We start from the raw sequence: 26,220 nt of genomic DNA, 5'->3' as shown, positions 1-26,220 counted from the left end.
CGTCGCCGCGCCCCCGCCCCCGCGTGGCGGACCGGTGTCAGCCCAGGCGGGCCTCGATGGCCTCGATGACCTTCGGGCGCAGCTCCGCGGCGCGGATGACCGCGTCGACCGAGCCGACCTCGACCGCCCGCTGGATGCTGTGCACGCGGTCGAACTCCGCGGCGACCTCGCCCAGCTTCTCGGCGCGCACGGCCGAGCGCAGCTCGTCCAGCTCCGCGGTGAGCGCGGCGCGGTCGGTGCCCGAGGACTCCGCGACGCGGCCCTCCAGCCCCCGCACGCGCGGGTCGGCCGCTGTGCGGGCGTCGACCTCGCCGGAGAACACCACCGCGGCGGCGGGGGCACCGCCCAGCACCGAGGCGAACGAGCCCTCCAGCGCGAGCACGGTCATGTTCGGGTTGAGCGCCTTGGAGAACACCACGAACGCGCCGCCGTGGTACCGCGAGATGACGCAGAACACGATGGGGCCGCGGAAGTTGACGATCGCCCGGCCGATCTCGGCGCCGTACTCCAGCTGGAGCTTGCGCATCGACTCCGGGGAGCCGTCGAAGCCCGACAGGTTCGCCAGCACCACCAGCGGCCGGTTGCCGCTGGCCGCGTTGATCGCCCGCGCCGCCTTCTTGGACGACCGCGGGAACAGGGTGCCCGCGGTGTAGGTGTCGGGGCCGTCGGTGGGCGGGAAGCCGCGCCGGGGCACCGACCGCGACTCGATGCCGAGCAGGCACACCGGGATGCCGCCGAGGTGCACGTCCTGCACCGCCGCCGTCTCGGCGTCGGCCATGCCCGCCCACCGCTCCAGCACCGGGTGGTCCTGGTCGGCGAGCGCCCGCATGACCGTGCGGATGTCGAACGGCTTCTTGCGGTCGGGGTTGGCCTCGGCGGAGAAGATCTCCCCGACCGTGGTGAAGTCGCTGCCCGGCGCGCTGTGCGGGAAGTCGGAGATGTCGCGGTCGGCGGGGTCGGTGGTCTCCGCCCGGCGTGGCGCGGCCTCACCCGGGGCCACGTAGGTGTGGTCGTAGTGGGCCATCAGCACGTCGCGCGCCGCCGTCAGGTTCGGCGCCCAGTACTGCGCCTGCCCGTTGGGACCCATGACCCGGTCGTAGCCGCCGATGCCGAAGTTGTCCTCGGCCGACACGCCGCCGGAGAAGTCGAGCGACTGCTTGCCGGTGAGCACCATCGCGGAGTCCGGGGTCATCACCAGGACGCCCTTGGTGTGCATGAGCATCGTCGCCTCGGCGTTCCAGTACGGCTGCGCGCCGACGTTGATGCCCGCGACCACGATGTTGATCTCGCCGCCGTCCTGGGTGAACTCGACGATGCGCTTGAGCGCGGCCGCCACCCAGTCCATGTTCTCCGTGCCCGACTCCATGGAGATCCGGGCGCCCGCCGACAGCGCGTACCACTCCACCGGGACGCGCATGCGCTCGGCCAGGTCCAGTGCCGCCGACACCCGGCGGCACTCGCCCTCCGACAGCGCGCCGAGGGCCTTGGTGGGGTCGCCGAGGAGCACCACCCGGGTGACGCCCTGCGGGTGGCGCGGGGTCGGCGTGGTGACGACGCCCGCGACGATCGCCGCGGTGTTGCGGCCCTTGGGCCGGTCGACCGGCACCAGCCGGTGGTCGGCGTCGAGGTCGTACTCGGTGAAGTCGCCCAGCCGGTCGGTCAGCTCGTAGGGGTAGACCGTGTTGCGGCTGCTCGCGCGCAGCACCTTGAGCCGGTAGTCGTCCACCGGCTCGACCGGCGCGGTGTCGGGTGGGCCGATGGTCAGCTCGGCCTCGCCGGTGGCGGTGAAGGAGATGCGCACGGCCGACTTGGCCAGCTCCCCGGTGCGGGGGTCGCGCTGGCGCGCGATGAACAGGATCTCCTCCAGGCCGGCGCCCGCGGTGGTCGGCAGCACCCGCTTGGCGAGCATCTCCAGCTCCGCGCGGGTGAGGTCGCTGGGCGGCCACACGTAGACGACGATCCGGTTGGTGGGGAAGCGCTTCTTGGCGGGCCGCCGCGCCTGGGCGGTGCGGATCGCGTCGAGGCAGGCGGCGACGGTGTCCTCGGCCGTCGGCAGGGCGACCAGCCGGCCGTCGTGCTCGCGCAGCTCGGTGAGGTCGCGGACCTGGGCGAACGCAACGAGGCGGTCGTCGGACAGGTTCTCCCGCGCCACGCACCGGAAGAGGTAGACCTCCTCGTCCGACGACGGCAGCCGGGTCAGGTCGAACTCGCTCAGCCGCTCCATCTGCATGCGCTGCGCGATGTAGGGGTGCAGGCCGCGGATGAGCCGCTCCTCGGCCATGCCGGCGTCCGACGGGCGGAACGTGAAGTGGTGGTGCATCACCGCGCTGTTGCTGCCGGCGACGGTGGTGGTGAGCCGGCGGACCTGGGGCGGCAGCGGGTGCGCGGCGACGACCTCGTGCAGCGCGGCCGCCATCGCGTCGGTGCCCTCGGGCTGCTTCTCCCAGGCGAGGTAGATGTCGGCGTCGACGGCGTCCTCGCCGGCGGCCAGCTCCGCCAGCCCGCGCAGCGCGTCGCCCAGCGCCGCGAAGGGCACGGCGGCGGAGGCCACGGCGGAGTCGGCGCGCTCGGCGACGACGAACGCGCGGCCGGCGGCCTCGCTGGTGCGGACCCGGGTGAGGCCCTTGTTGCCGTAGTAGCGGCGGGTCAGCACCTCCAGCATGACCGTGTTGTCGAGGTCGGGACGGAGGAGCCGGCGGCCCAGCAGCCGCACCAGCGGCTCGGTGCTGCGCACCATCTCGGCGATGCGCTCGGCGCGGTCCGGGGCGTCGGGGTGGGCGTCGAGGTGGCGCAGGTTCCGGCGGACGTCGGCGTAGACGCGGGCGCGGGTGCGGCGCAGCAGCGGCCGGCCGAACCAGGCGAACACCACGCCCCGGGCGAGGTCGGCGACGGCGGGGAAGCGGACCTGGGTGGCGGCCACCAGCCGCTCCAGGGCCAGCCCCGCGGGTTCGCGCAGGGTCTCGTCGGGGGCCGGCTCGCGCAGCCAGGCGCGCAGCAGCGCCGTGACGGCCGCGGCGTCGGCGGTCGCCCGCTGCTGGGCCAGGAAGACGCGGAACACCGCGGCCTCCAGTTCGGGGGTGCGCTCCAGGTCGGTGACCCCGTAGTGCGCGAGGGCCTTGGCGAGCTTGGCCTGGAAGCGCTCGGGCAGCCCGGCCCGTTCCACGTCGAGGCTCTGCAGGTAGGCGTGGAAGTACTCGCGGGCGCTGTGCACGTGGGTGTCGCCGCCGCTGTCGTCGCCGGCGGGCCGGTTGCGGCTCAGCTCGGCGAGGTCGGCGAACACCTCGACCAGGTCCAGCTCCCCGGCCAGGACCGGCGCGCCCTCGGCCGCCGCGTCGGCGCGGGCGGCGAGGTAGCCGTCGAGGACGCGGCGCTCGTCGTGCGGGTCGACGTCGAAGCCCAGCAGGAGGCTGCGCAGGTCCTCGCGGCCGCGCTGCGCCCGCTCCCGCGCCGGGGCCGCCTCGGCGGTGGCGGGCAGGTCCAGCTCGACGGCCGGGGACGCCCCGGCCTCCTCGGCGTCGTCGCCGCCGAGGGGCTCCAGCCGCAGCAGCGGGGCGCCGGTCTCGACCTGGCTGCCGACGGAGACGGAGCACTCCTTGAGCCGCGCCCGGAACGGCGCGCGCAGCACCGTCTCCATCTTCATGCTCTCCAGCACCAGCACCGGTGCGCCGGCCTCGACCTCCGCGCCGACCTCCAGCGGGGTGGCGACGACCAGCGCGGGGGTGGGCGAGCGGACGACGCCGCCCTCGTCGCGGCTCACCCGGTGGGCGACGCCGTCGACCTCCACCAGGTGGACGGGGCCGTGCGTGCCGGTGAGCAGCCGGTAGCGGGCGCCGTTGACGGTGATGCGCCCGGTGTGGCGGTCGTAGCGGTCGAGCTCGACGTCGGCGGTGCGGACCGCGCCGCCCGCCTCGATGCCGACCCGGAACCGGTGGGCGCCGACCCGGGCGACGCGCACCCGGTAGCCGGTGCCGCGCAGCTTGAGGTCGAGCGGCCGGCCGCCGGCGTGCCGCACCTGGGGGCGGCCGCCGAACGCCGTGGAGAGCAGGCGCTGCCGTTCGACGCGCTCCTCCTCCTCGTACGCCTCGATGGCGGCGGCGGCCAGGGCGACGGCGGAGTGGCGGTGCCCGATCAGCCCGCCCTCGCGCCGGACGCGGTCGATCCAGCCGGTGTCGGCGGTGGCGCCGACGACCTCGGGCCGGTCGAGCAGGTCGAGCACGAAGCTCTTGTTGGTGGCGCCGCCCTCGATGATGACGGCGGTCTGCGCCATGGCGCGGCGCAGCCGGCCGAGCGCCTCGTCGCGGTCGCGGCCGTAGGCGATGATCTTGGCGATCATGGAGTCGAAGTCGGCGGGGATGGTGTCGCCCTCGGCGACCCCGGTGTCGACGCGGATGCCGGGGCCGACGGGCAGGTCCAGCCGGGCGATGCGGCCGGGGGAGGGCGCGAAGTCGCGGTCGGGGTCCTCGGCGTTGAGCCGGGCCTCGATGGCGTGCCCGCGCTCCTCGGGCGGCGTGCCGGTGAGCCGGCCGCCCGACGCCACGTGCAGCTGGGCGCGGACCAGGTCGAACCCGGTGGTGGCCTCGGTGATCGGGTGCTCGACCTGGAGCCGGGTGTTGACCTCCAGGAACGCGAACATGCGGTCGCCGGGGTGGTAGAGGAACTCGACGGTGGCGGCGCCGCGGTAGCCGACGGCGACGGCCAGCCGCTCCGCCGACGCCTTGAGCTCGGCCGTCTGCGCGGCGTCGAGCACCGGCGACGCCGACTCCTCGATGACCTTCTGGTTGCGCCGCTGCACCGAGCAGTCGCGGACGCCGAGCGCCCACGCGGTGCCCTGGCCGTCGGCGATCACCTGCACCTCGACGTGCCGGGCGCCGGTGACCAGGCGCTCCAGGAACACCACGCCGCTGCCGAAGGCGCGCGCCGCCTCCTGGCTGGTGCGCTCGTAGGCGTCGGCGAGTTCGGCCTCGTCGGTGACGACGCGGATGCCGCGCCCGCCGCCGCCGGCGGTGGCCTTCAGCATCAGCGGGTAGCCGATCTCGGCCGCGGCGGCGAGGGCGGCGTCGAGGGTGTCGACGGAGCCGCGGCTCCACGGCGCGACCGGGACGCCGACCTCCTCGGCGATCAGCTTCGCGCCGATCTTGTCGCCGAGCCGGCGCATGGCGTCGGCGCTGGGGCCGACGAAGGTGATGCCGAGGGTCTCGCAGAGTTCGGCGAAGGCCGGGTCCTCGGCGACGAAGCCCCAGCCGACCCAGGCGGCGTCGGCCCCGCTGGCGACCAGGGCGCGCTCGAGCGCCTTGAGGTCGAGGTAGGGGCGCGCGGACGCGGGACCGAGGTCGTAGGCGAGGTCGGCCTCGCGGACGAAGGCGGCCGCGCGGTCGACGTCGGTGTGCAGGGCGACGGTCTCGATCCGTGTCCCGGTCTCCGCGGCGAGGCCGCGTACGGCGTGGATGAGCCGCATCGCGGCCTCACCCCGGTTGACGATGGCGACACGACTGAACACCCGAACAAGCCCCCTTGGAGAACGGCGATGTGCGCGGCCGGGGCACGGCGGCCCCGACCCTGGTCCACCCTTCCGTCTCGCGGGCGCGCGCGCCATGTCGGACTGCGTGAAGGCTGGGCCGCTTCAGTTGTGGGAAACGTCCAAAAACGAAAGGAACGCCCGTGTCCGGGGAAGGGGCGGCCGCGGGGCGGTCCAGCGCCGGTCGAGCACGGCCCGAACCGCCGTCGAGCCGGGGTCCGGCGACCGGGCCGCCGGGTCGGTCGGCGTGCGGCGGGGCGCGGGTCAGCACGGGGCCGCGTTCCGGCGAGCGGCGCGGTGGGGCGGCCGGGCGCGAGGGGCGGTAGGGCCGATCCCCGCGCCCGGCGTGCGGCGGGGCGCGGTCAGGCGGGGGCCGGTTCGCGCAGGCGGCGCAGCAGGAGCCAGCCGACGGCGGGCAGCGCGATCAGCGGGGCGAGGGCGGTCTGCAGGGACGCCGCGTCGGCGAGGGCCCCGATGAACGGCCCGGCCACGCCGCCCACGCTCACCGTCAGCCCGAGGGTGACGCCGCCGGCGGTGCCGACCCGGCCGGGCAGGTAGTCCTGGCCCAGGGTGATGTGCAGCGAGAAGGGGACGTAGAGCCCGGCCGAGGTCAGCGCCACGAAGAGGTACAGCAGCGGGCCGGGGACGAACACGATCCCCGCGACGGCCAGGACGGTCAGGGCGTAGGACCAGCGGACCACCGGCAGCCGCCCGAAGCGGGTGGCCAGCCGGCCGCCCGCGACCGTGCCCACCGCCCCGCCCAGGTAGAGCAGGAACAGCGCCGCGGTCCCCGCGGCCTCGCCCCCGCCGGTGCGCTGGGTGGCGTAGAGGGCGACGAAGGCGCTCAGCCCGACGAACACGATGGACCGGCACACCACCGCCCCGGACAGCCGCAGGAACGACGGCCAGTCGTCGGGCCCGGCCGGGGCCGGGGCGCCCCCGCCGCCTGCGGGCGTGCGGGCGGCGACCGCGCGCAGGGCCGCGGCGCTGAACACCGCGCCGAGCAGCGCCGGTACCACCAGCAGCGGCGAGGCGTCCAGGCCGCCCACCGCCGCGACCCCGGTCACCAGCAGCGGTGAGGCGGCGAACCCGAGGTTGCCGCCGAGGGAGAACCAGCCCATGGCCGTGTGGCTGCCGCGGCTCGCCGCGCGCGCCACCCGGGCCGCCTCGGGGTGGTAGGCGGCCACGCCGAGACCGGAGAGGGCGACGGCGGCCAGCGTCAGCGCGTAGGAGCCGGTGACCCCGCTGAGGGCGATCCCCAGCCCGGCGACGACGGTGCTGGCGGGCAGCAGCCACGGCATCCGCCACCGGTCGGTCGCCGCCCCGAACAGCGGCTGCACCACCGAGGAGAGCAGCGACGCGGCCAGGACGACACCCGACGCGGCGGCGTAGGTGTACTCCCGTTCGGCCACGAGGAAGGGGACGAGGGCCGCGACGGCGCCCTGGTGCACGTCCACGCAGGCGTGGCCGATGGAGAGCAGGGCGATGGGCGCGGTGCGGCGGGTGGAGGCGCGGTCGGTCGTCACCCCGTGATCATGGCGGCGCCGCAACGTGTCGCGCTTCCGATAAAGTGCCAGGTGATGCCGGACATCCGCCACACCCCCGAGGCGCCCACCGACACCCGCGTCCTGGCGGCGGGGGAGCGCATCGACGCCCACCGCCACGACGACCACCAGATCGTCTACGCGGGTTCGGGCGTGCTGGCCGTCACCACCGACGCCGGCACCTGGTTCGCCCCGGGCACGCGCGCCATCTGGATCCCGGCGGGCACCGTGCACGCGCACCGCGCGCACGGCGACACCGACCTGCGCCTGCTGGGCCTGCCCGCGTGGGTCAACCCGCTGGGCCTGACCGCGCCCACGGTGCTCGCGGTCGACCCGCTGCTGCGCGAGCTGATCCTGGCCTACACCGGCGACCCGGCCGGGACCGGCCCCGAGCGGCGGCGGCTGCGCGCGGTCCTGCTCGACCGGCTCCGGGCGTCGCCGGAGCGCGCGGTCCACCTGCCCGCGGCGGCCGACCCCCGGCTGGCGGCGGTGTGCGCGCTGCTGCACGAGGACCCCGCCGACGGCCGGACCCTGGCGGCCCTCGGCGCGCGGGCGGGGGTCGGCGAGCGGACGCTGAGCCGGCTGTTCCGCGCCGAGTTCGGCATGACGTTCCCGCAGTGGCGCACGCAGTTGCGCCTGTACCACGCGCTGCGGCTGCTGGCCGAGGGGGCGACGGTGACGGCGGTCGCCCACCGCTGCGGCTGGTCCTCCACGAGCGCGTTCATCGACGTGTTCCGCCGCGCCTTCGGCCGCACCCCCGGGGCGCACCACCGGCGGGGCTGACCGGTCGCGGCCATCGGGGCGCGAGCACCCTCGCCGATTGACCGTTCAAGTTAACATGGCCGGATGAGCGCCGACGGGACCCGGTGGCTGGACGCGGAGGACGAGGAGACCTGGCTGACGCTCGTCAGCCTGCTGATGCGGCTGCCCGCCGCCCTGGACGCCCAGCTGCAGCGCGACGCGGGGATCAGCCACTTCGAGTACCAGGTCCTGGCCGGGCTGTCGATGGCGCCCGACCGCACCCTGCGGATGAGCGACCTCGCCGCGTTCGCCGACTGCTCCCTGTCCCGGCTGTCCCACACGGTCAAGCGCCTGGAGCGGCAGGGGTGGGTCCACCGCACGCCCGACCCCGCCGACGGCCGCTACACCCTGGCCGTGCTCGGCGCCGACGGCTGGGACAAGGTCGTCGCCACCGCCCCGGGGCACGTCGCGGCGGTGCGCCGGATGCTGGTCGACCCGACCACGCGGGCCCAGCGCCGCCAATTGCGCGAGATCGCCCGCCGCGTCGTCGACGCCATCGGCGACGACGACGCCGGCCCCCGGTGACCGCCGTCCGACCGCGCCCGAACCCGCCGCGCCCCGACCGGGAACGACCCGCCCGCGCGTCCGCGGATCGCCGTCCCCGGACGCGTCGGGGGCGGCCGGAACACCGGTCCGGCCTGGCCGTATGCCGGGATCGCATCGAAGCGATCGTTTCCGTCTTCGACGGTATGGCGGTGGCGGGTGAGACTGCTGGGCAGCGGGGTCGCGGCAGGGCCGGGGCCGCCCGGCCGCGGCCCCGCCCCGACCACCTTTCCGCCATTGGACAGGACGTTCCACAATGCCCGACCTGCTGTTCCGGCGCACCGGTATCGCCGCCGCCGCGCTGCTGATCACCCCTCTCGCGGCCTGCGGGGCGGCCGCCGAGCCGGCCGCCCCCGTGGCCGACACCGCGTCCCCGGCGCCGTCGCCGGCCCCGACGGACGCGGAGTTCGAGCGGCTGGAGGAGGAGTACGACGCCCGCCTGGGCGTCTACGCCTACGACACCGGCAGCGAGGAGACCATCGCCTTCAACGCCGACGACCGGTTCGCGTTCAACTCCACGTTCAAGGTCCTGGCCGTGGGGGCGCTGCTCCAGGACCGGACCCTGGAGGACCTGGAGGAGGTCGTCCACTTCACCGAGGAGGACCTCGTCAACTGGTCCCCGATCACCGAGCAGCACGTCGACACCGGGATGTCGCTGCGCGAGGTGAGCGACGCCGCCGTGCGCTACAGCGACAACACGGCGGCCAACCTGCTGTTCGAGGAGCTGGGCGGCCCGGAGGGCTTCGAGGCGGCGCTGCGCGAGATCGGCGACGACGTCACCAACTCCGACCGCATCGAGCCCGACCTCAGCTCGGCCGTGCCCGGCGACGACCGCGACACCAGCACCCCGAGGGCGATGGCCACCAGCCTCGGCGAGTACACGCTCGGCGCGACCCTCGCGGCGGACGAGCGGGAGTTCATCACCGACCTGCTGGTCCGCAACACCACCGGTGACGCGCTCATCCGCGCCGGGGTGCCCGACGACTGGAAGGTCGGCGACAAGACCGGCAACGGCGGGTACGGCTCGCGCAACGACATCGCGCTGCTCTGGCCGCCGGAGGGCGACCCCATCCTGCTGGCGGTCATGTCCAGCCGGGACCAGGAGGACGCCGAGCACGACGACGCCCTCATCGCGGACTCCGCCGCCGTCGTCGTCGAGGCGATGGGCTGACCCGCCGGGCCGGACCCGCGGCCGGGGCGCCCCCGCCCCGGCCGTCGGGCTATCGCCCGGCCTCGCCGGCCGGCACGGTGGGCGCCGTCGCCGCGGCGGGAGCGCCGGAGCGGCCGCGCACCAGCAGGAGCGCGGGCACGGCGGCGAGGGCGAAGAGCACGCCCGCCATCCCGACGTAGAGGTACACCCCGGCCGCCGAGCTGACCGGGGCGCCGTTGGCGGCGGCCCCGGAGGCGGGGCTCGCCTGGAGCACCGCACCCCCGGCGATGTTGACGACGACCGAGCCGAGCGCGAGCACGACCGAGACCACACCGGCGATCGTGCCCTGCCGCTCGGGTGCCGCCAGGTCGGTCGCCAGGTTGTAGCCGGAGGCGCCGATCGCGCCGGCGGCAACGCCGATCACGGTGCCGCAGGCCACGGCCAGCGGGAGCACCGACACCCCCGCCAGCATCGCGAAGGTCGCCACCGCGCCGAGGGCGATGCCGCCGAGGAGGGGCGGCGCGGGCCCGAACCGCCCCGCGAGCCATCCCGCGCAGATGCCGCCGACGACGATGCCGAGGTTGGGAGCGGCCATCAGCACCGCGACGGCCTCCCCCTCGCCCAGCCCGTAGCCGAGCCCCAGGTCGGGCGGCACCTGGGCGATGACGCCCGTCAGCTGGAGCATGCTCCGGAACGAGCCCGCCGACAGGACCAGTGCCAGCAGCGTCAGCAGGATCGGGCGCGTGAGGGCCCGCAGGTCGATGACGGGCTCGGCCACCCGCAGCGCCAGCACCACCCAGGCGGCCAGCGCGGCGGCGCCACCCAGCAGCAGGGCGAGGGTGCCCTCGGACTGCCAGCCGAGGCTTCCGCCGAGGCTGACGTAGGCGAGCACCGCGCCGAGGCCGCCGCCGAGCAGCAGGGCGCCGACCACGTCGACCCGGCCGGTGCCGCGGACCGGCGACTCCGGTATGACGGCGCGCACGCCGACCGCGGCCGCCGCGGCGAGCAGCGCCGCCGCGGCGAACACGCTCCGGTAGCCGAACGCCTCGATGACCGGCGCCATCAGGAACGGTTCGACGATTCCGACGATCGAGGAACCGGACGTCACCAGCCCGACCACGGCCATGGCCACCCCCGGAGAGCAGATCTGGCGTGTCAGGGCCACCGTGAGGAAGACCGCCGCGAAGGCGGCGCCCTGGAGGAAGCGCCCCGCCAGGAAGATCCACACATTGGGTGCGACCAGGCAGACCAGCGCCCCGGCGCAGGCCAGGACCAGCGTGGCGACGAGGGCCCGGCGCTTGCCGAGGATGTCGGAGCTCTTGGCGCGCAGCGGCGACCAGATCGCCCCGGCCAGCATCGCGCTCGCGTTCAGCCACGCCGCCTGGTCGGTGCCGAAGTGCGCCATCAGCTGGGGCAGGACCATCATCGGCGAGCCCATGGCCACGTCGGCCAGGACGTTGGCGAGGGTCAGGACGGCCGCCCAGAGGACGAGCCGCCCGCTCCAGCGGTGCTCTGGGCCGCCCGGTGCGGGCGTGTCCGGCGTGTCTGTCATGCGGTCCCTCCAATGGGGGGTGGGGGCGCGGCGCGCCGGGTTCACGGTGCTTTGGCGGCGGCGGCCCGCAGCGCCGCGTTGCGGGCGGCGATGGCGGCCCAGGTGGGGGGAAGCATGCGGTCGCGGCCGCTGTCGGCGCGGCTCTGGGCGGAGGCGGCGTAGGGGCGCTGCCGGGCCTCGTACCGCGCGAGCGCGGCGGCGTGGTCGCCGCCGCTCCGGTGGAGTTCCTCGGCGAGGAAGCGGGCGCCGGTGAGCGCCAGTGAGGTCCCCCGGCCGGACAGGAAGGCCGGGCAGTAGCCGGCGTCGCCGACGAGGACGACACGGCCGCGGTGCCAGGAGGGGAGGTGGATCTGGCTCGCGGCGGCGAAGTAGAGGCCGGGGTCGGCGCGGGCCGCGTCGAGCAGTTCGGGGATCCGCCACGACCGGTGGCCCGCGAAGGCGTCGAGGAGGATCCGCTTCTGCGCGTCCAGGTCGCGGTGGTCGTGGTCGACCGGGTCCGAGCGGAACTGGAAGACGGCGACGGCCCCGCCGCCGTACCGGAAGACGCCCGCCATCCGGCCGGGGACGTTGTAGACCGCATTGGCGCCCTCGGCGCGCGCCTCACCGGGGAGGTCGGCGAGCGCGAAGTAGGCGCCGAGGTGCCGCGTGTACTCCTCCTCAGGCCCGAACACCAGGCCGCGCACCGCGGAGTGCTGGCCGTCGGCGCCGACCACCAGGTCGTAGCGCCCGGTGCGGCCCGACGCGAAGCGCACCTCGACGCCGTCGGCCCCGCCGTCGATCAGCGCCGCGATGGAGTCGCCGAAGCGGATCGCCGCGGTGTCGGGAAGCGCGTCGGCGAGGACGCGCACGAGGTCCTCGCGGAGCAGTTCGATGTCGTCGGCGGAGTCGTTGATCTGGGCCAGCGGGAGCGGGGCCACCCGCTCGCCCGCGCTGTCGACGAACCAGGTGCGCTCCGACATGTCGACCCGGTGCCGTCGGATCCGCGCCAGCAGCCCCATGCCGTCCACGGTCGCGATCGCGTCGCCGCGGATGTCGATGGGTGTGCCCCGAAGCCGCAGGCCGCGGCCGTACTCGACCACGGTGACGTCGTGGCCGCGGGTGCCGAGCTGGATCGCGCAGGCGAGCCCCGCGATTCCGGCTCCGGATACAAGGATGTGCACGTGTGGGCTCCAGGTCTGACTGAGGGGTGGAGACGGCCGGGCGGCCCCGGGGTGCGGTACGGCCCCCGAGGCCGCCACCGGAGGCCGACCGATAAAAGCAACTTTTAGTTGCTTTTATGGAGCCTACTTACCATCGGCTTGCACCGCAACGCCGGACCTGGCCACAATCGGCACCCGAGCGACGGAATAGGAGGTGGGCGCGGCGATGACCGACAGAACCGCCGACCGGCCGCCCGCGCGCCGCCCCGGGGGCCGCAACGCGCAGGTGCGGGCGCGGATTCTCGCCGCGACCGCCGAACTGGTGGCCCGCGACGGCGTCGCGGGTTTCCGCTATGAGGAGGTCGCCGAGTCCGCCGGCGTGCACAAGACGAGCGTCTACCGCAACTGGCCCGACCGCGAGGACCTGGTGGTCGAGGCCATGCTGCGCTACGCCGAGGACCTCGCCTCGGTCGCCGACACAGGCGACATCCACCGCGACCTGGTGGACTTCCTGGTGGCCCTCGCCGGCGGCCTGGAGACGCCGTTCGGCCGCACGCTCGAACAGGCGCTGCTGCCCGCCGGGCAGAGCACCGCGGTGCGCCAGGCGCTGTCCCGGATCCTCGACCGGCGCGTAGCCGCCATGCGCGAGCGGGTGGACGCCGCCGTCGAACGGGGCGAACTGCCCCCGGTCGACAGCGCGTTCCTGGGCGAGATGATCTCCGGCCCGGTGCACCTCGTCGTCAACCGGGGCACGCGCCGGTTCACCCGCGCGGATGCCGAGCGCGTGGTGGGTGTGGTGCTCACCGGCATCCGGGCCACGGCGCCGCACGGCTGACTCGGGCGCCGTGCCGGCCCGGCACGGCGCCCGGGTCAGCGGTTCAGCGGCCGGCGGTGCACGCCTCGATGACCCGGGTCGGCCGCGCGGTCGGCACCGCGAACAGGGCGGACCAGCCCCGTCACCGAACCGTCGCCCAGGTCACCGCTCAACCGCTGGATCCTGTAGCGATCCTCCTCGACCCCAGGCTCCGAGCGTCAGGCCCCGGCCAGCCGGAACTGCCAGACGAGCATCGCGGGCACGCCGTGGTCGGCCGCCCGCGCCGCCTCCGGGACGAGGGCGGCCAGGCTCCACGGCCAGGCGTCCCACGGGCCGGGGCCGGCGGCCGGCGCAGCGGGGGCGGCGGGCGGGGGGACGGGCTCCTCGCAGCGCAGCGGGCGCAGCCCCAGCGGCAGCGCCGCGCGCAGGTAGTCGCCGGTGCGGTGCAGGTGCGCGGGCAGCCGGGCCGGGCGGCCCGCGCCGTCGCGGACGGCCGGCGCCGAGCCGCGCGCCACCCGCTCGGGGTGGACGTCGGACAGCACCAGGTGCCCGCCCGGGCGCAGCACCCGGGCGAACTCGGCGAACACGGGGGCGAGGTCGGGGACGTGGGTCAGCGCCAGCGCGCACACCACCAGGTCGGCGGCCGCGTCGGCGACCGGGAGCCGGTGCAGGTCGCCCCGGCGCAGGTCGGCCTCCGGCACGCGGCGCCGCGCCCGGTCGAGCATGTCGGGCGAGGCGTCGACGCCGATGGTGCGGTGGCCGCGCGCGACCAGCCCGGCGGTGTGGCGCCCGGTGCCGCACGCGGCGTCCAGGGCGGTACCGGCGGGGAGGGTGTCGAGGACGGCGTCGACCACGGGGGTGTCGGCGAACGCCGTGTTGGGGGCGGTGTCGTAGGTCGCCGCCCAGGAGCGGTAGCCGGCGACCGGGTCGACGCGGTCGACGTCGACGGCGGCGTCCGCCAGATCGGGGTCGTCGAGCAGCCGCCGGACCTCGGCCAGGCGGGCGTCGACGAACGCGCGGTCGTGCCCGCCGGTGAAGGCGCGCAGCAGGGCGGCGCCCTCGACGCCGAGCAGGTAGGCCAGCGGATGCTCGTGGATCACGCGGCGAGGCTAGTGTGGCCGCGCCGGGGGCGCCACCGGTTTACCGGCCGCCGGCGGGCCGGTGCCGGGGCCCGCCCCGGGTGTGCGGCGGCGCCGCACGGGGCCGGGGACCGGTCGGCGGGTTTTTTTCCGGATCGGCGCGCCTCCGGTGTCGAGAACGCGGCGCGGGCTCCGTCCCCGGGGTACGAGTGGCCGAAAGGGCCGCGACGAAGGAGGACCGACATGAAGTACCTGCTGCTCAAGCACTACCGGGGTGGCCCGGACCCCGTCTCCGCCTACGAGCCGATGGACCGGTGGACGCCGGAGGAGGTCGACGCGCACGTGGGGTACATGAACGACTTCGCCGACCGGCTCAAGGAGACGGGCGAATACGTGGACTCCCAGGCACTGGCGCCCGGGGGCGCGTTCGTCCGCTCCGACGGCGAGGGGCGCCCGCCGGTGACCGACGGCCCGTTCGCCGAGACCAAGGACCTCATCGCCGGCTGGATGATCATCGACGTCGACTCCTGGGACCGCGCGGTCGAGCTCGCCGGGGAGCTGTCGGCCGCCCCCGGCCCCGGCGGCGAGCCGATCCGCGAATGGCTGGAGGTCCGCCCGTTCCTCACCGGGTCGGCCTCGACCACCGAGTGAACACCTCGCTGCCGCGGGACCTCGTCCCCGCGGTGATCGGCGTCCTCGTCCGGCGCGGGGCCGACTTCGCGTCGGCCGAGGACGCCGTCCAGGAGGCCCTGATCCGGGCGCTGCGGACCTGGCCGGACGACCCGCCGCGCGATCCGAAGGGCTGGCTGGTCGCCGCCGCGTGGCACCGGTTCCTCGACGCCGCCCGCGCCGAGGCGTCGCGCCGGGGGCGGGAGCTCGCCGTGGAGGCCGAGCCCGCGCCCGGCCCGGTGCCGGCCCGGGACGACACGCTGCGGCTCTACTTCCTGTGCGCGCACCCCGCCCTACCGCCGAACCAGGCCGTCGCCCTGACGCTGCGCGCGGTCGGCGGCCTGACCACGCGCCAGATCGCGGCGGCCCACCTCGTGCCCGAGGCGACCATGGCGCAGCGGATCAGCCGGGCCAAGCGGCGGATCGCCGGGCTGCCGCTCGACCGGCCCGGTGGCCTGGCGACGGTCCTGCGGGTGCTCTACCTCGTCTTCAACGAGGGGTACGGCGGGGACGTCGACCTGGCGGCCGAGGCGATCCGGCTCGCCCGCCGGCTCGCCGCCCTGACCGGCGAGCCCGAGGCCGCGGGCCTGCTCGCGCTGATGCTGCTGCACCACGCGCGCCGGGCGTCGCGCACCGGTCCCGGCGGGCGCCTGGTGCCGCTCGCCGAGCAGGACCGGTCCCGCTGGGACACCGCCCTGATCACCGAGGGCGTGGCCGTCCTGCAGGGCGCGCTGGCCCGCGACCGGCTGGGCGAGTACCAGGCGCAGGCCGCGATCGCCGCCCTGCACGCGGACGCCCCGAGCACCGCCGCGACCGACTGGGTGCAGATCGTGGAGTGGTACGACGAACTGCTGGCCCTCACCGCCAGCCCGGTGGTGCGGCTCAACCGCGCGGTGGCGGTCGGGGAGGCCGACGGGGCCCCGGCCGGCCTGGCGGCGCTGGCCGAGGTCGACCCGGGCCTGCCCCGCTACGCCGCGGCAGCGGCCTACCTGCACGAACGGGCCGGTGACCGCGCCCGCGCCGCCGCCCTGTACGCCGAGGCCGCCCGCGCCGCCACCAGTGTGCCGGAGCGCGACCACCTCACCCGGGAGGCCGCCCGGGTGCGGCGGCCGCCCCGATCGTGAGCGCGTCGGCGCCCGGCCGCCGCGCGGCTACGCGGCCTCGTCCCACAGGGCGGTGCCGCGCGCCGCGACGCGGGCGGCGATGCGCGACAGCGCCGCGTCGGCGGGCAGCGGGTCGAGACGGCGCCCGTCGCGCAGGCGCGGCGCCACCCGGCCGTCCGCCGCCTCGCGGGCGCCCACGACCACCTGGTAGGGGACCAGCCGGGCGGCCCGCACCCGGGCGCCGAGGCCGCCCCGCTCCGGGCCGGCCGCCTCGGCGCGCAGTCCGAGGGCGGCGGCGCGGCGCACGACCTCGTCGGCCCACGGGATCTCCGCGTCGGTGACCGGCAGCACCGCCACCTGCAGCGGGGCCAGCCAGGCGGGGAAGGCGCCGCCGTGCACCTCCACCAGGTGGGCGACCGCCCGCTCCGCGCTGCCGATGACGCTGCGGTGCACCATGACCGGCCGGTGCCGGGCGCCGTCGGCGCCGACGTAGCGCAGGTCGAACCGCGCGGGCTGGTGGAGGTCGACCTGCACGGTCGACAGGGTCGCCTCGCGCCCGGCGGCGTCGGCGACCTGGACGTCGATCTTGGGCCCGTAGAACGCGGCCTCGCCCCCGGCGGCCTCGTAGTCCAGCCCGGCGTCGTCGAGCACGGCGGTCAGCAGGGCCGAGGCGCGCTCCCACATCCCGGGGCCGGTGACGTACTTGCCGCCCGGTCCGGGCAGGGAGAGCCGGTAGCGGGCGGGGCGGATGCCCAGATCGGCGTAGGCGGCCCGGATCATGTCCAGGGCGGCGCCCGCCTCGGCGGCCACCTGGTCCAGGGTGCAGAAGATGTGCGCGTCGTTGAGCTGGATGGCGCGCACCCGGGTCAGCCCGCCCAGCACCCCCGACGGCTCGGACCGGAACATGGCGCCGAGTTCGGCCACCCGCAGCGGCAGGTCGCGGTGGCTGCGGCCCCGGGAGCGGTAGACCAGGGCGTGGTGGGGGCACAGGCTGGGGCGCAGCACCATCTCCTCGCCGCTCACGTCCATGGGCGGGAACATGTCGTCGCGGTAGTGGTCCCAGTGGCCGGAGATCTCGTACAGCTCCCGTTTGCCGAGGACGGGGGTGTACACGTGGCGGTAGCCGGCGCGGCGCTCGGCGTCGCGGACGTACTCCTCCAGGGCGTGGCGCACGGCGGCGCCGTCGGGCAGCCAGAAGGGCAGCCCGGAGCCGATCAGCGGATCGGAGTCGAACAGGCCGAGGTCGCGGCCGAGGCGGCGGTGGTCGGGCATCGTGGTCTCCTCGCGGGACGGGGCGGGAGACCACGCGGCGAAGCCCCGGGGCAACCGCCCCGGGGCTTCGCGTTTCAGGTACAGGTCAGCGCGCCGGGACGAGGTCCGGCGTCGTCGTCATGGCGGCACGCTGCATGGCGGAGACGATAGCAGACCCCCGGGGCCGCCCGCCCGGTCAGGCGGGCAGGATCTCGGTGTTCTGGCAGGCGGTGAGCAGCCACCGGCCGTCCTCCTTCGCCATCACGTACAGGGGGCTGCCCGGGTTGCCCTCCGGGGCGCCGTCGAGGGTGCGGTATTGGGCGTGGGCGCGCACGGCGGCGACGTCGGGGCGGAGGAACAGGACGTCCACCACCTCGTAGGTGACCGTGCGGTTCGCCATGGCGCCGGGCAGCACCTCGCGGGTGAAGGCGGCGATCTCGTCGCGGCCGGTGAGCCGCCGGCCGTGGCCGGTGGTCCAGATCGCGTCGTGCCGGAAGAGGCCGATGAACTCCTCCGGCAGTTCGTTGCGCTGGGAGTGCTCCAGGGCCGCGACGACCTGCGTCAGCGCGGCGGTGTCGGCGGTGCGGGCGGCGGTGACCGCCGTTTCGGTGTCCATGTCCGCCATTGTGGAACCTCAACATTCGTTGAGGTCAAGCCTCCGCCCGGTCAGGCGGTCTTGGGGGCGGCGCGCATGCCGATGTAGGCGCAGGGGGTGCCGTCGATGAGGGTGGAGAACACGACCGGCATCCAGTCCTCGGCGAACGCGCCCTCGCCCGCCGCGGCGAAGACGGTGTCGGAGTAGGGCACCAGGTCGGCCTCGATGGCGGGGGAGAGGCCGGCCATGCCGTCGACGAAGTCGTAGCGGATCCGGGGCCGCCCGGCCTGCTCGGCGACGGTGATGACGACGCCCTCGCGCCGGTAGGTGCCCGTGAACGGCGTGATGTCGACGGCGGGCGGGGTGGCGGCGGGGGCGAACGGCTCCGGCATCTCCACGCCGGCCAGGTCGGACAGCAGGTCGCGGTAGAGGTCGGCGTAGAGGCGCCGGGCGCCGCCGCCGTTGGTGAGCAGGGCGACGGCCACGCCCGCCTCCGGGACCACGCGCAGGTAGCCGTACTGGCCGATGGTCGCGCCGTCGTGGCCGAAGCCGGGGGTGCCGTTCCAGTCGTAGAGGGTCCAGCCCAGCCCCCACCCGTCGGACTCCACCGTCCACTTGTCCGGGCTGTCGGTCTGGCGGGTCCGCATGAGCGCGGTGGCGTCGGCGGAGAGCAGGCGGGTGCCGTCGGGGGCGGCGCCGCCGTCGAGGTGCATGCGGGCGAGGCGGACGAGGTCGGCGGCGGTGGAGCAGAGCACGCCGCCGTAGGGCCCGGCCGAGCGGGGCAGCGCGTTCCACCGGGCGGCGGGCTCGGGGTCGGCGCCCGGTTCGCCGAGGTGGCTCATCGCGGCCGGGAACCGCAGGACGTCCTCGGGCAGGGTGACGGTCGAGGTGAGGCCGAAGGGTTCGCACAGCCGGGTGCGCAGCGCCTCGTCCCAGGTCTGGCCGGTCAGCACCTCGACCACGCGGCCCAGGACGTTGTAGCCCACGCTGCTGTAGGAGATGGCGGTGCCGGGCGGGCAGTCCAGGGCCACGCCCCGGGCGGCGTCGACGTAGCGGGCCAGGCAGTCGTCGCCGCGCCCGGTGTCCAGGGTGAAGTCGCAGGTGAGGCCACTGGTGTGGCTGAGCAGGCGGCGGATGGTGATGCCGGGGGTGGCCTCGGGGTCGGCGGCGGAGAAGTCGGGGAGCACGTCGGTGACGGGCGCGTCGAGATCGAGGTCGCCGGAGTCGACGAGCCGCATGACCAGGGTCGCGGTGTGCAGCTTGGTGATCGAGCCGACCTGGAAGACCGCGTCGGGGGTGACGGGCACCCCGGTGCCGCGGTGGAGCACGCCGGTGGCCAGCGTGTGGACCTCGCCGTCGGCGAGCACCGCGAGGGAGGCGCCCGGGACGTGGTGGGCGGCCCGCAGCGTGTCGAGGCGGCGCTGCCAGCGGGCGGTGCCGAAGGCCATGGGTGCTCCTCATCGGGGGTGGGGCGGGGCGCCGGTGCCGGCCGTCCGCCGTAAGCGGGCGCCGCCGATGCGTACGCCTTCGCTCGATGCGAACACTGTACGCACGCCCGTAACGGCGGTCAAGCCGGGTGGTCCGGGAGGGGTCGGGCGTTCGAAGGGCCGGACACGCGGCGGCCCCCGCACCGCCGTGCGGGGGCCGGGACCGGCGTCGGCGGTGCGGGGTGGCGACCGCCCCGCCGGCGCCGACCTTGGCCGTGGCGTCGGCCCCGCGCCCGGGGCGGCGCGCGCGGCGGGCGGGCACCGGCGGCGAGGGGCGCGACCGCCCTGCTCGATGCCGCCCGCCGGCGCGGCTACGCCGGGGCGGCGCCCGTGACGCGGTCGAGGAAGGCGGCGAGCGCGGCGCGGAGGCGGTCGACCTGCTCCTCGACGGTCAGCGACTCGTCGAGGCGGCCGCCGGCCTCGGGGGTGCGCAGGCCGCGCACGTACAGCGGGCAGCCGAGGTCGGCGCAGATGTAGAGGCCGACCGAGTTGTGCTCACGGCCGGCGCGGCCCGCCCGGCGGGCGGTCATCAGCGCGACCCCGCTGCCGGGGTGGGTGGTCAGGCAGACCGAGCACAGCCCGCGGTGCAGGAAGCCGCGCTTGCGCGCCGCCGACCGCAGGACCACCCCGACGGGCCGGCCGCCGTGCTCGGCCACCAGGTAGGCGCGGTCGGGCGACTGGTGGTCGCGCCAGCCCAGGAAGTCGAGGTCGGGCCAGGGGCGGGTGCCGAGGTCGCGCGGCAGGGGGAGGCGGTGGGCCTCGCCTTTCGAGCAGTTGACGAAGGACGCGCGGATGTCCTTCTCGATCAGGGGCTCCATGGAGGGCGACGCTACAGAGCCTAGGTATCCTAGGCAAATGATTATCCCCCCTAGTCCCCGCCTTCCCGGAGGTGCGCCGTGCCGCGCGCCGGCCTGACCGCCGACCGGGTGACCGCGGCGGCCGCCGACCTCGCCGACCGCGTCGGGTTCGACAACGTCACCCTCTCCGCCCTCGCCCGCGGGTTCGGCGTCAAGGACGCCAGCCTCTACTTCCACGTCCGCAACCTGCGCGAACTCCGCGAGCGCGTGGCCGTCCTCGCCGTGGGCGAGCAGACCGACCGGATCGCCGTCGCCGTGGCGGGGCGGGCCGGGCGCGACGCGCTCGCCGGGTTCGCCGGCGCCTACCGGGCCTACGCCCTGGAGCATCCGGGCCGCTACGCCGCCACGCAGCTGCGGATCGGCGACCACCCCCTGACCGCCTCGCCCGCGCACCGGCGCAGCGCCGAGCTGATGGTGGCCGTGATGCGCGGCTACGCCCTCGCCGACCCCGACCTCACCGACGCGGTGCGGCTGCTCCGCGCCACCGTGCACGGCTACATCGACCTGGAGGCCACCGGCCAGTTCCTGCACGAGCGCGACGTCGAGGCGTCGTGGGAGCGGATCGTCGACGCCCTGCACGCCACGTTCAGCGCCTGGCGCACCGGCGCGGTCGGCGGCGGGTGAGGTCGGGCCGGTCGGGGCGGCCGCAGGCCCGCGCGGAGGAATTTTTGCGGTAACGGCAAAGATGTTTGTCATTCCGTCGGTGCGTGACGCATGATCGCGGCATCGGATCGACGGAGGGGAACCGCACCATGGGCTCCACGCAGCACACCGGCGCATCGGGCGCCGAACCGCACTACGAGGTCGTCGTCATCGGCGGCGGCGCCGCCGGGCTGGGCGCCGCGCTCACCCTGAGCCGGGCGCGCCGCTCGGTGCTGGTGGTCGACGCCGGCCACCCGCGCAACGCCCCCGCCGAGGGCGTCCACGCCTACCTGGGCCGCGAGGGCACCCCGCCCCTGCGGCTGCTCGCCGACGGCCGCGAGGAGGTCGCCGGGTACGGGGGCGAGTTCCGCGACGGCACCGCCACGGCGGTCGAACGCCGCCCCGACGGGCGCCTGCGCGTCGTCCTGGACGGCGGCGCCGCCGTCACCGGCGACCGCCTGGTGCTGGCCACCGGCCTGGTGGACGAGCTGCCGGAGGTGCCCGGCCTGGCCGAGCGGTTCGGCCGCGACGTCCTGCACTGCCCCTACTGCCACGGGTGGGAGGTCCGCGACCGGCCGGTGGGCGTCCTGGCGACCGGCCCGCTGGCGGTCCACCAGGCCCTGCTGTGGCGGCAGTGGTCCGGCGACGTGACCCTGTTCCGGCACACCGCCGCCGACCTGTCCGACGACGACCACGAGCGGCTGGCCGCCCGGGGCGTTCCGGTGGTCGAGGGCACCGTCACCGGGCTGGAGACCGCCGACGACCGCCTGACCGGGGTGGTGGTCGAGGGCGGCCGCGTGTTCCCCGTCGCGGTCCTCGCCGTCGCGCCGCGCTTCACCGCCCGCACCGGCCCCTATGCCGGCCTCGGCCTGTCCGTCGTCGAGCAGGAGGTGAACGGCCACGTGATGGGCACCCGGATCGACGCCGACCCCACCGGGCGCACCGCCGCCCCCGGCGTGTGGGTGGCGGGCAACGCCACCTCCCTCGCCGAGCAGGCCATCGGGTCGGCCGCGGCGGGCGTGCGCGCCGGCGCCGCCGTCAACGCCGACCTGATCGAGGAGGAGACCCGGCGCGCCGTCGCCGCCCGCGCCGCCGGAGCCGCCGGCGGCCCGGCGCACGCCGGCCACGGGCACGGCCACGGCGCGGGCTCCGCGGCCGCAGGGCCGGACCCCGCCCTCCCGCCCGCCGAGTTCTGGGACGGGTTCTACCGCGAGCGCGACCGGGTCTGGAGCGGCCGCGCCAACGACGCCCTCGTCCGCGAGGCGGGCGGCCTGCCGCCCGGCCGGGCGCTGGACCTGGGCTGCGGCGAGGGCGCCGACGCGGTGTGGCTGGCCGGACGCGGGTGGAAGGTCACCGCGGTCGACATCTCCGCGGTGGCGCTGGAGCGGGCCGCCCGCCACGCCGCCGACGCGGGGGTCGGCGACCGCATCACCTGGGAGCGGGCCGACCTGGAGGAGTTCGTCCCCGACGGCGGGTTCGACCTGGTGAGCGCCCAGTTCCTGCACGCGCCGGGGGAGCTGGCGCGCGAGGCCATCCTGCGCCGCGCCGCGGCCGCCGTGGCGCCGGGCGGGGTGCTGCTGGTGGAGAGCCACGCCACCGGGCCGTCGTGGGACCCGGACGCGCACGGCGGGATGGTCTTCCCCACCCCCGAGGAGGTCCTGGCGGCGCTGGAGCTGGAGGAAGGGCGCTGGGAGGTGCTGCGCTGCGCCGAGCACGAACGCGCGCAGACCGCGCCCGACGGCAGCGTGGGGCACCGGACCGACTCGACGGTGCTGGTGCGGCGGCGCCCCGCCTGAGCGGGTCGACTGAGGGAGCCGGGTGAGCGCCCCGCCTGAGTCGGGCCGGCTCCGGCGGGGTGCCGCCGGAGCCGCCCGGCTCACCCGGGCCGGCGGGCCTCGATGAGGAACCGGGCGGAGTGGGCGACGAACGGGCCTTCGGCGGTGATGCGGTCGTGCAGGTCGCGCAGCCGGTCGCGGTAGGCCTCGACGGTGAACCCGGGCACCATCCAGATGACCTTCCGCAGGAAGTACACCACCGCGCCGATGTCGAAGAACTCCACGCGCAGGCGCTCGGACCGCAGGTCGACCACGTCGAGCCCGGCCTCGCGCGCCGCGCGGCGGGCGTCCTCGGGGCGCCGGTGGGCGCGCGCCTCGTCCTGGGGGCCGAGGAAGAACTCGACCAGCTCGAAGACGCTGGCCGGGCCGACCTGCTGCGACAGGTAGGTGCCGCCGGGGCGCAGCACCCGGGCGATCTCCGACCACCACACGGTCACCGGGTGGCGGCTGGTGACCAGGTCGAACGCGGCGTCGGCGAACGGCAGCGGCGGCTCGTCGGGGTCGGCGACCACCACCGCGCCCAGGGGGTGCAGCCGGGCGGTGGCCACCGCGACGTTGGGCGGCCAGGACTCGGTGGCGGCCGCGAGCGGGGGCAGCGGTGCGGCGCCGGCCAGGACCTCGCCGCCGCCGGTCTGGACGTCGAGGGAGGCCGCGGCCCGCGCGAGCCGCTCGCGCAGCAGACGCCGGTAGCCCCAGGAGGGGCGCTGCTCGGTGGCCCGGCCGTCGAGCCAGGAGAAGTCCCACCCGGCCACGGGCGCCGCCGCGCCCTCGGCCACCAGTTCGTCGAAACTCCGCTCCATCCCCCGATCATCCCCGCCCCCCGCAGCCCCACGCCACCGCTTTACGCCGCGAGTCGCGCCCACCCACCGGACCGGGCACGAGGCGGAACGGTCACCGGCCGGCCCCCGGCGGGACGGCGGTCGGCCTGGCCGGGGCGGCCGCGAGGTCGCGGGACAGGTGGGAGCGGTGCAGGCGCCGGGTGCGCCATAGCCGCGCCAGGTCGGCGCGGGTCTGGTGGGACAGCTGCACGTGGAAGTAGTTGACGTGCTCCAGGACGGCGAACGCCCACAGCCCGGCGCCCGGCCACACGTGCGTTGCCGGCGCCCCGCCGACCGCCGCGCCCGCCACGACCGCGGCCCCGGCCGCGAGCAGCACCGGGTTGGCCGCCCGCAGGACCCGCAGCGCGCCCAGCCCCTCCGGGAGGGCGGCCCGCGACCGCAGCTGGCGGACCTTGAGCCACCAGTAGGCGGCCCCCTCGGCCAGCAGCAGGGCCACCAGCGCGTAGCCGACCGTGTTGGCGGCGGACGCGGGCATGCCCAGCATCGCGTACAGGGCGACCCCGATCAGGGGGATGTTGACCAGTTCCAGCACGGCGAGGGTGCGCAGGCGTGACCGCATGCCCCGATTGTCGCGGAACGGCGGAGCGGCGGCGTCCGCCGGTCAGGGGGAGGTGCCGGCCGCCCGTCCCGGCCGGGGGTCGTCCTCCGCCCCACCCGTCCGCAGCAGCCCGGGCAGGCCCACGAGCACGCGGTGCTCCCCGCCGTAGTGGAACCCGCGCCCCACGTCGAGCAGGCCCAGCCGCGCGGCCACCCGCAGGCTGGCCGTGTTGTCGACGTGGACCAGCGCCCACACCGCGTCGAGCCGCAGGTCGGCGAGCCCGTACCGGATCAGGGCCCGGGCCGCCTCGGTGGCCAGTCCCGCCCCGGCGTAGGCGGACCCCACGTACCAGCCGATCTCGCACAGCCCGCCGGGCAGCTCCGCCGACGGGTGCAGGTGCGCCAACCCGGCGACCCGGCCGCCGTGGAGCAGCGCCCAGTGGCCGAGCCCGTCGGGGCCGCCGTAGGCCAGCCGGCGCCGGACCATCTCCTCGGCCGCCGCACGGTCGGACAGGTCGGCACCGAGGTGCGCGCTCATGGCGGGGTCGGCGAACAGGTCGGCCACCGCCCGGGTGTGGTCCGCCGCAAGGGGGACGAGGTCCAGGCGCGCGGTGCGCAGGGCCGGTACGCGGATCATGTCCCGATGGTGCCACGGCCACCGGCACCGAAGGCGCGGCGGCCGCGGCGCGGGTGTCAGGCGGGCAGGGCGTCGACCGTGGGGACGACCACGCCGAACAGGTCGCCGATGGTGGTCAGCGCCGCCGCCTGCAGGGCGGCGGCCGGGAGCACGGTGCCGTCCGGGCCGCTCAGGGAGCGGGTGGCGGTGGCCTCGGCGACGACGGTGGGCCGGTAGCCGCGCGCGAAGGCGCCCTGGGCGGTATGGTCGACGCACATGTGGGTCATGAACCCGGCGATGACCAGGTCCGCGCCGCTGCCCGGGGCCGCGCCCCGGGCGGTCAGCACCGCCTCCAGGTCCGTGCCGTGGAAGGCGTCCGGGACCTGCTTGACCACGACCTCCTCGCCGTCCACCGGGGCGACGGCGTCGCTGATGGCGCCGATCTCGGCGCGGATGTCGTAGGGCGAGCCCTCCCCGCCGTCGTTGACGACGTGCACGACCGGCGTGCCGGCGGCGCGGGCCCGCGCCAGCAGGCGGGCGCCGGCCGCGAGGGCCTCCTCGGCGCCCTCCAGCGCCATGACGCCGGAGCGGTAGGTGTTCTGGAAGTCGACCAGGACCAGCACGGAGTCGCCGAGCCGGGCCGGGCGCCGGTCCAGTCCGACGACGTCGCGCAGGGCGGCGGAGGGCGTGGTCACGGGGGTGTTCGCGGACATGATGGTGCCTTTCACGGTGGTTTCGGGCATGGCGGAGCCGTCCGCCCCTCGGACGGGGGCGGAGATCAGAGGTGGGGGAGGGGTCAGGCGGTGCTGGTGCGGAAGCGGCGCCGGTAGGCGCCGGGGGTGGTGGCGAGCCGCCGCCGGAACGCCCGGTGCAGGGTCTCCGCCGAGCCGAGCCCGGCGGCGGCCGCGACCCGGGCGAGCGGGTCGTCGGTGGTCTCCAGCAGGCGCCGGGCGGCCTCGACCCGGGCCGCCTCGACGTAGGCGGCGGGGCCGACGCCGGTCTCGGCCGTGAACACGCGGGCCAGGTGCCGCTCGCTCACGCACATCCGGGCGGCGAGCACCGGCGCCGACAGGTCCTGGTCGAGGTGGTCGGCGATCCACAGCCGCAGGTCGTCGATGTCGCGGCGGGCGGAGGCGGGCCGGCTCAGCGGGACGGAGAACTGGCTCTGCCCGCCCTGCCGCTTGAGGTACATCACCAGCTGCCGGGCCACCGCCAGCGCGGCGTCCTCGCCCCGGTCCTCGGCGACCAGGGCGAGCGCGAGGTCCAGGCAGGCGCTGATGCCGGCCCCCGTCCACAGCCGGCCCCGGTCGGTGCGGACGAAGATCGGGTCCGGGTCGACCGTCACCTCGGGGTGGGCGGCGGCGAGCTGGGCGGCGGTCGACCAGTGGGTGGTGGCCGTGCGCCCGTCGAGCAGGCCGGCGGCGGCCAGCACGTGCGCGCCCACGCACACCGACGCCACCCGCCGGGCGTGGGGCGCGGTGGCCCGCACCCAGGCCACGACGCCGGGGTCGACCCGCGCCACGGGGCCCGCCTCGGTCATGTCGACCGCGCCGGGGACGATCAGCGTGTCGACGTCCGCGCCGACCTCGTCGAAGGCGAGGTCGGCCACCAGCCGCACGCCCGCCGAGGTGCGGACCGGCCCGGCGGCGGGT

The 26,220-nt window shown here is 76.3% G+C and carries 22 protein-coding genes; 8 read left to right on the top strand and 14 right to left on the bottom strand.

The window, feature by feature from the left end:
• Positions 1-37: 37 nt before the first annotated feature.
• Together NT8_RS00110 and NT8_RS00105 are read right to left on the bottom strand one after the other, a co-directional pair.
• The gene (locus NT8_RS00110; protein WP_067962424.1) at positions 38-5,497 is read right to left on the bottom strand and encodes an ATP-binding protein; all 5,460 of its coding nucleotides are present in this window, start codon (positions 5,495-5,497) and stop codon (positions 38-40) included.
• A 380-nt stretch (positions 5,498-5,877) separates the two neighbouring features.
• Complete coding sequence (locus NT8_RS00105; RefSeq protein WP_067962421.1) at positions 5,878-7,041, bottom strand: MFS transporter; 1,164 nt, start codon at positions 7,039-7,041, stop codon at positions 5,878-5,880.
• Between the two features lie 54 nt (positions 7,042-7,095).
• Between NT8_RS00105 and NT8_RS00100 the strand changes: the two genes are divergently transcribed.
• The 3 genes from NT8_RS00100 to bla all read left to right on the top strand — a co-directional run bounded on the left by NT8_RS00100 (position 7,096) and on the right by bla (position 9,574).
• Entirely contained in the window at positions 7,096-7,842 is a 747-nt protein-coding gene (locus tag NT8_RS00100; protein WP_067962417.1) for an AraC family transcriptional regulator, read from the top strand.
• A gap of 63 nt (positions 7,843-7,905) precedes the next feature.
• The gene (locus NT8_RS00095) at positions 7,906-8,385 is read left to right on the top strand and encodes a MarR family winged helix-turn-helix transcriptional regulator (protein WP_067962416.1); all 480 of its coding nucleotides are present in this window, start codon (positions 7,906-7,908) and stop codon (positions 8,383-8,385) included.
• 274 nt (positions 8,386-8,659) lie between these two features.
• Complete coding sequence (bla, locus tag NT8_RS00090) at positions 8,660-9,574, top strand: class A beta-lactamase (protein ID WP_067962415.1); 915 nt, start codon at positions 8,660-8,662, stop codon at positions 9,572-9,574.
• Positions 9,575-9,623: 49 nt separating this feature from the next.
• Here the strand turns inward: bla and NT8_RS00085 are convergent, their stop codons facing one another.
• Both NT8_RS00085 and NT8_RS00080 read right to left on the bottom strand, forming a co-directional pair.
• Complete coding sequence (locus NT8_RS00085; RefSeq protein ID WP_067962413.1) at positions 9,624-11,105, bottom strand: MFS transporter; 1,482 nt, start codon at positions 11,103-11,105, stop codon at positions 9,624-9,626.
• A gap of 41 nt (positions 11,106-11,146) precedes the next feature.
• Positions 11,147-12,265, bottom strand: coding sequence for an FAD-dependent monooxygenase (locus NT8_RS00080; RefSeq protein WP_067962411.1), 1,119 nt, complete (start codon positions 12,263-12,265; stop codon positions 11,147-11,149).
• 205 nt (positions 12,266-12,470) lie between these two features.
• Between NT8_RS00080 and NT8_RS00075 the strand changes: the two genes are divergently transcribed.
• The gene (locus tag NT8_RS00075) at positions 12,471-13,079 is read left to right on the top strand and encodes a TetR/AcrR family transcriptional regulator (RefSeq protein WP_067962712.1); all 609 of its coding nucleotides are present in this window, start codon (positions 12,471-12,473) and stop codon (positions 13,077-13,079) included.
• 197 nt (positions 13,080-13,276) lie between these two features.
• On the opposite strand, the gene NT8_RS00070 is transcribed toward NT8_RS00075, so the two are convergent.
• Complete coding sequence (locus tag NT8_RS00070; protein ID WP_067962409.1) at positions 13,277-14,158, bottom strand: class I SAM-dependent methyltransferase; 882 nt, start codon at positions 14,156-14,158, stop codon at positions 13,277-13,279.
• Positions 14,159-14,380: 222 nt separating this feature from the next.
• Here NT8_RS00070 and NT8_RS00065 point away from each other — a divergent pair, with 222 nt between their 5' ends.
• A complete protein-coding gene (locus NT8_RS00065) occupies positions 14,381-14,788 on the top strand; it encodes a YciI family protein (protein ID WP_067962407.1) in 408 nt (135 codons plus the stop codon).
• Positions 14,785-15,930 carry an RNA polymerase sigma factor gene (locus tag NT8_RS00060; RefSeq protein WP_067962405.1) on the top strand — a complete coding sequence of 382 codons (1,146 nt, stop codon included), beginning with the start codon at positions 14,785-14,787 and terminating at the stop codon, positions 15,928-15,930. The genes NT8_RS00065 and NT8_RS00060 overlap by 4 nt, the downstream gene beginning before the upstream one ends.
• A gap of 27 nt (positions 15,931-15,957) precedes the next feature.
• Here the strand turns inward: NT8_RS00060 and thrS are convergent, their stop codons facing one another.
• The 4 genes from thrS to NT8_RS00040 form a co-directional block, all read right to left on the bottom strand.
• Entirely contained in the window at positions 15,958-17,235 is a 1,278-nt protein-coding gene (thrS, locus tag NT8_RS00055; RefSeq protein WP_281203360.1) for a threonine--tRNA ligase, read from the bottom strand.
• A 121-nt stretch (positions 17,236-17,356) separates the two neighbouring features.
• Positions 17,357-17,776: an SgcJ/EcaC family oxidoreductase gene (locus NT8_RS00050; RefSeq protein ID WP_157515419.1), complete on the bottom strand. Its 420-nt coding sequence runs from the start codon at positions 17,774-17,776 to the stop codon at positions 17,357-17,359.
• Between the two features lie 50 nt (positions 17,777-17,826).
• The gene (locus tag NT8_RS00045) at positions 17,827-19,203 is read right to left on the bottom strand and encodes a serine hydrolase domain-containing protein (RefSeq protein WP_067962399.1); all 1,377 of its coding nucleotides are present in this window, start codon (positions 19,201-19,203) and stop codon (positions 17,827-17,829) included.
• A gap of 350 nt (positions 19,204-19,553) precedes the next feature.
• Complete coding sequence (locus NT8_RS00040; RefSeq protein ID WP_067962396.1) at positions 19,554-20,060, bottom strand: FBP domain-containing protein; 507 nt, start codon at positions 20,058-20,060, stop codon at positions 19,554-19,556.
• 78 nt (positions 20,061-20,138) lie between these two features.
• Here NT8_RS00040 and NT8_RS00035 point away from each other — a divergent pair, with 78 nt between their 5' ends.
• Both NT8_RS00035 and NT8_RS00030 read left to right on the top strand, forming a co-directional pair.
• Entirely contained in the window at positions 20,139-20,723 is a 585-nt protein-coding gene (locus NT8_RS00035; RefSeq protein WP_067962394.1) for a TetR/AcrR family transcriptional regulator, read from the top strand.
• 128 nt (positions 20,724-20,851) lie between these two features.
• Positions 20,852-22,537, top strand: a complete 1,686-nt coding sequence (locus tag NT8_RS00030; RefSeq protein WP_067962391.1) for a bifunctional NAD(P)/FAD-dependent oxidoreductase/class I SAM-dependent methyltransferase — start codon at positions 20,852-20,854, stop codon at positions 22,535-22,537.
• Positions 22,538-22,617: 80 nt separating this feature from the next.
• Here NT8_RS00030 and NT8_RS00025 read toward each other — a convergent pair whose 3' ends face one another.
• The 5 genes from NT8_RS00025 to NT8_RS00005 form a co-directional block, all read right to left on the bottom strand.
• Positions 22,618-23,376: a methyltransferase domain-containing protein gene (locus NT8_RS00025; RefSeq protein ID WP_067962388.1), complete on the bottom strand. Its 759-nt coding sequence runs from the start codon at positions 23,374-23,376 to the stop codon at positions 22,618-22,620.
• A gap of 91 nt (positions 23,377-23,467) precedes the next feature.
• Positions 23,468-23,974, bottom strand: a complete 507-nt coding sequence (locus tag NT8_RS00020) for a hypothetical protein (RefSeq protein ID WP_067962385.1) — start codon at positions 23,972-23,974, stop codon at positions 23,468-23,470.
• Positions 23,975-24,016: 42 nt separating this feature from the next.
• Positions 24,017-24,589, bottom strand: coding sequence for a GNAT family N-acetyltransferase (locus tag NT8_RS00015; RefSeq protein WP_067962380.1), 573 nt, complete (start codon positions 24,587-24,589; stop codon positions 24,017-24,019).
• 56 nt (positions 24,590-24,645) lie between these two features.
• On the bottom strand, positions 24,646-25,281 hold the full coding sequence (locus tag NT8_RS00010) for an isochorismatase family protein (RefSeq protein ID WP_174549490.1): 636 nt from the start codon (positions 25,279-25,281) through the stop codon (positions 24,646-24,648).
• An 83-nt stretch (positions 25,282-25,364) separates the two neighbouring features.
• Positions 25,365-26,220 (bottom strand): GlxA family transcriptional regulator (locus NT8_RS00005; protein ID WP_067962375.1); only part of this gene is annotated, 856 nt, incomplete at its 5' end.

Origin of the sequence: Nocardiopsis trehalosi NBRC 14201 (assembly GCF_001552555.1) — a bacterium.
Classification (GTDB): domain Bacteria; phylum Actinomycetota; class Actinomycetes; order Streptosporangiales; family Streptosporangiaceae; genus Nocardiopsis_B; species Nocardiopsis_B trehalosi.
The sequence above is the reverse complement of the archived record's forward strand: the minus strand, read 5'-3'. Positions and strand labels throughout refer to the sequence as shown.